The organism is Mesorhizobium sp. M8A.F.Ca.ET.021.01.1.1, assembly GCF_003998025.1.
Taxonomy (GTDB): Bacteria; Pseudomonadota; Alphaproteobacteria; order Rhizobiales; family Rhizobiaceae; genus Mesorhizobium.
In genome coordinates this window covers 1-4167 of sequence record NZ_RZSJ01000542.1, presented here as the reverse complement: position 1 = coordinate 4167, position 4167 = coordinate 1, and the positions used below count along the sequence as shown (strand labels likewise).

4 protein-coding genes are annotated in these 4167 nt (G+C 63.1%); 2 read left to right on the top strand and 2 right to left on the bottom strand.

Going from position 1 to position 4167, the window contains the following annotated elements:
* The coding region (locus EOA36_RS29320) for a DEAD/DEAH box helicase (RefSeq protein WP_145969363.1) at positions 1–1302 on the top strand (1302 nt) is incomplete at its 5' end.
* 104 nt (positions 1303–1406) lie between these two features.
* Here the strand turns inward: EOA36_RS29320 and EOA36_RS29315 are convergent.
* Together EOA36_RS29315 and EOA36_RS29310 are read right to left on the bottom strand one after the other, a co-directional pair.
* On the bottom strand, positions 1407–2381 hold the full coding sequence (locus EOA36_RS29315; protein ID WP_127280475.1) for an alpha/beta fold hydrolase: 975 nt from the start codon (positions 2379–2381) through the stop codon (positions 1407–1409).
* A 92-nt stretch (positions 2382–2473) separates the two neighbouring features.
* Positions 2474–3295, bottom strand: coding sequence for an SDR family oxidoreductase (locus EOA36_RS29310; RefSeq protein WP_127280474.1), 822 nt, complete (start codon positions 3293–3295; stop codon positions 2474–2476).
* 225 nt (positions 3296–3520) lie between these two features.
* Between EOA36_RS29310 and EOA36_RS29305 the strand changes: the two genes are divergently transcribed.
* Positions 3521–4167: pyridoxal-phosphate dependent enzyme (locus EOA36_RS29305; RefSeq protein WP_127280473.1), on the top strand; the 647-nt coding region annotated here is incomplete at its 3' end.

The following is a 4167-nucleotide window of genomic DNA, read 5'->3' as shown; positions in this document are numbered from 1 at the left end:
ATCCAGATGCAGGCGATCCCGCCGCAGCTGGAAGGCCGTGACATTTTCGGCATCGCGCAGACCGGCTCCGGCAAGACCGCAGCCTTCGCGCTGCCGATCCTGTCGAAGATCATTGCGCTCGGCACCAAGCGGCGCGCCAAGACGACCCGTGCGCTGATCCTGGCGCCGACCCGTGAACTCGCCGTGCAGATCGAGGACACGATCAAGATCCTCGCCAAGGGCGCGCATGTCTCGACGGCACTCGTACTGGGCGGCGTCTCGCGCTTCAGCCAGGTGAAGAAGGTTGCTCCCGGCGTCGATATCCTCATCGCCACGCCCGGCCGCTTGACCGACCTCGTGCGCGAGGGCGACCTCATCCTCTCCGACACCAAATGGCTGGTGCTGGACGAGGGCGATCGCATGCTCGACATGGGCTTCATCAATGACGTCAAGCGCATTGCCAAGGCGACCGCGCCCGACCGCCAGACAGCCCTGTTCTCGGCCACCATGCCGGACGAGATCGCGGAGCTCGCCAAGGGCCTCTTGAAGAACCCGGTCCGCATTGAAGTTTCGCCGCAAAGCACCGCGGCGGCCGAGATCGTGCAGGGCGTCGTCTTCGCCCGCACCAAGCAGAAGCGCCAGGTTCTGTCGACGATGCTCGCTGACGCGGCGATGAAGTCCGTCATCATCTTTTCGCGCACCAAGCATGGTGCGGACCGGGTGACCAAGGACCTCGAGCGCGACGGCTTCAAGGCCGCCGTCATCCATGGCAACAAGTCGCAGAATGCCCGTCAGAAGGCGCTGAATGACTTCCGTGACGGCTCGGTGCGCATTCTGGTCGCGACCGACATCGCGGCGCGTGGCATCGACGTGCCCGGCATCAGCCATGTCGTGAATTTCGACCTTCCGGATGAGGCGGAAAGCTACGTCCACCGCATCGGCCGCACCGGCCGCAACGGTATGGATGGCATCGCGATCACGCTTTGCGATCCTTCGGAGAACAGCAAGCTGCGCCAGGTCGAGCGGATCATCCGCACCAAGCTGCCTGTTGTTGCCGACCATCTCGGCAGCCCCGATCCGGCACGCAATCCGGCTGAGAAGAACGAGCGCTTCGAACCCGCCAACGATCGCAGCGACCGTAACGGCCGTCGCGACGGCCGGCGGCCGGGCGGCGAGAAGAAGCAGAACAACGGCTTCGGCAAGAAGCGCTTCGGCGACAAGCCGGCCTTTGCCGGCGAGCGCAAGCCCGAAGGCGCCAAGCCCTTCAAGGGCAACAACAAGCGCCGCTTCGGCGGCAAGCGTCCGGCAGCGCGGGCTGCTTGATAGGCCTCACGGACGCCTCCAATCCTTGGGGTTGGCTGGTTGACCGGATAACAAAGAAGAGGGCGGCCGAGGCAATGCTTCGGCCGCCCTCTTCTTCTTGAAGCCTATTTCGCCACCGCTTCGATCCAGACGGCAATCCGTTGCGCCAGGAACGCCGTGGTGGATGGCGACAGCGCGTCGCCGGCAATGACATGATTGTCGGGATCGCCGGTGCTTTCCATGGGCACCAGCTCATGCGCGCCGCCCCAGCCCGCGGCGATTTCGCGGGTGCGGTCGGGCCGTACTACCTTGTCGATATCCGAGAAGATGAACAGGGCGGGGATGGTCGCCTTCTCCATAGGCGCGCCATAGGCAAGCTCGGTCAGGGCCTGCATCGGCATCGTCGCGGCGATCGGATATCTGGTGGTCCACAATTTCTCATGCAGCGCATTGCGTGGCACGAAGCTGCGCTCCTTGCCGGCGACGAGTTCGGCGATCTGCTTGCCCCAGGGCATGGTCAGGATCTCGGCGCCGGATGCCGTCACGCCGAAATTGGGCGAGATGAATGCAATGGCCGCCACACCCTCGGATGCCCCGGGCTGCGTCGCCGCCCAGGCCGCCAGCGAGCCGCCGGTCGACGTCGAGATGACGATCACCTTGTCGCCGATTGCCCGGCCGATGGCGATCGCCTCCTCATAGTCGTTGATCCAGGCATTGACGCTGCCTTGCGTCATCGCTTCGCCGTCTTGGCCATGACCGGTGAGGCGGGTGTAGAACAGGTTGGCGTCGAGCCGTTCGGCCACGTCGTCAGGTAGCGGGCGCACCTCGCCCTTCGAGGCGGAAAAGCCGTGGATGTAGACGATCGACAGCGGGGTCTTGGCATGCACCATCGGGTTGGCCCAGACGATCTCCTTTTCCAACCCGTCTCGGATATTGGGTACGGTGGCCTCCACTTTTGCCACATAGGCTTGTGGGTCGTCGCCGATGACGGAAGGATCGAAGCGGATCGTGGTGTCGATCGCTACGCGTGGACCCAGTACGAAGGTCAGTGCAAGGATGGCGACCAGGCCCAGCACAGCAAGCACGATTCGTCGCCCCATCGCAGACTCCACGCAACAATATTCAACCTATGGCGGTGGCCATGGACAGGCAACGGCCGTTCAGGCAGCCATGCCAGCAATCCTGTGGGCATCTATTCGTTGGGCGGTTTGCGCTCGTAATGCAGCGGCCGTGCCTTCCAGCTGGTCGTCAGGATGATCACCCATCGGCATAAAGGCCTTGGCAGCATGCCAAGAATTTTCAGCGGCCAGCTCGTCCGGTAAGGGAAGGTCACTTCGAAGCCACCGGACTTGATGCCCCGCACCATGCGGCGGGTCGCGCGGCCGACCGGCATCAGGCCCGGCATCGGCAGCATGTTCTTTTCGGTCAATGGCGTATCGACAAAACCGGGATTTATCACCTGAACGCGGATGTTCATCTTGTCGAAATCATACTTCAGCGACTCGGCCAGGATGTTGATGGCGGCCTTGGTGCCGCCATAGGCGGCCGTGGTCGGCCAGCCAAAATAGGCGGTCACCGAGCCGACCAGAACGACATGGCCGCGCGCGCGTACCCGCATATGCTCGACGACAGGCACCAGCCCATTGATGATGCCGAAATAGTTGACCTCGAAGGAGCGGCGGAAGTCCTTGACGACGAGGGATTCGCCAGGTGTCGAGATGTAATTTCCGGCATTGAATATGGCGAGCACGATCGGTCCGAGGTCCTTCTCGATCGCGGCAACCGTTCTTGCCATGCGCGGCTCGTCGGTGACGTCGCAGGGAAAGGACACGACCTTGCCCGGCATCTGCGCGGTCTCGACGATGAGCGTGTCGATCGGATCGTCGTCCAGCGCTGTCACCGCCACCGCATAGCCTTGTGACGCCAGGTCCCTGGCCAGCGAACGGCCAATGCCGCTGCTGCCGCCCGTGACCCAGGCGACGCCGTGTTTCGGATCGGCCCGATAGAGTGTCATGCTGCGCCCTGCCGAGTTGTTGGTGCCTTGCTCTAGCGGCGAAGAAATCGAATGAAAAGAGTGCTTTTCCACCACAGGTGCAAATGAACTGTGTGATATCGAGCCCGGTCGCGGCAAGGTCGGCACCCGCAGGGCCGGAAATGCGACTGGACCAGACGAATTCTTGCCTTGAAACCGCAGCGTTGGGTTTCTAGGGTTTCGGCGCATGTACACAAGGAATCCTGAATGCCCCGTTCTGTGATCGACGCGATCGGCAACACGCCTCTGATCCGCCTCAACAAAGCTTCCGAGGAAACCGGCTGCGAGATCCTGGGCAAGGCCGAGTTCATGAATCCGGGACAGTCGGTCAAGGATCGCGCCGGCCTGTTCATCATCCGCGACGCCGAACAACGTGGCCTGTTGAAGCCGGGCGGTGTCATCGTCGAGGGGACAGCCGGCAACACCGGCATCGGGCTGACGCTCGTCGCCAAGGCGCTCGGCTACCGCACCGTCATCGTCATCCCGGACACGCAAAGCCAGGAAAAGAAGGACACGATCCGGCTGCTCGGCGCCGAGCTGATCGAAGTGCCGGCCGTGCCCTACAAGAACCCCAACAATTACGTGAAACTGTCGGGACGGCTGGCCGAGCAGATGGCGAGGAGCGAGCCGAACGGCGCCATCTGGGCCAACCAGTTCGACAATGTCGCCAACCGAGATGGCCATATCCGCACCACGGCCGAGGAAATCTGGACCCAGACCGGCGGCAAGGTCGACGGTTTTGTCTCGGCGGTGGGGTCGGGTGGAACGCTGGCCGGTGTCGGGCTCGGATTGAAGGCCAAGAGCAAGAACGTCAAGATTGCGCTCGCCGACCCTCTTGGCGCCGCGCTCTACAG

Excerpts from the sequence above, each read along its gene's own strand:
- EOA36_RS29310 (WP_127280474.1), bottom strand. The coding sequence starts at position 3,295 with ATGACACTCTATCGGGCCGATCCGAAACACGGCGTCGCCTGGGTCACG.
- EOA36_RS29315 (WP_127280475.1), bottom strand. The coding sequence starts at position 2,381 with ATGGGGCGACGAATCGTGCTTGCTGTGCTGGGCCTGGTCGCCATCCTT.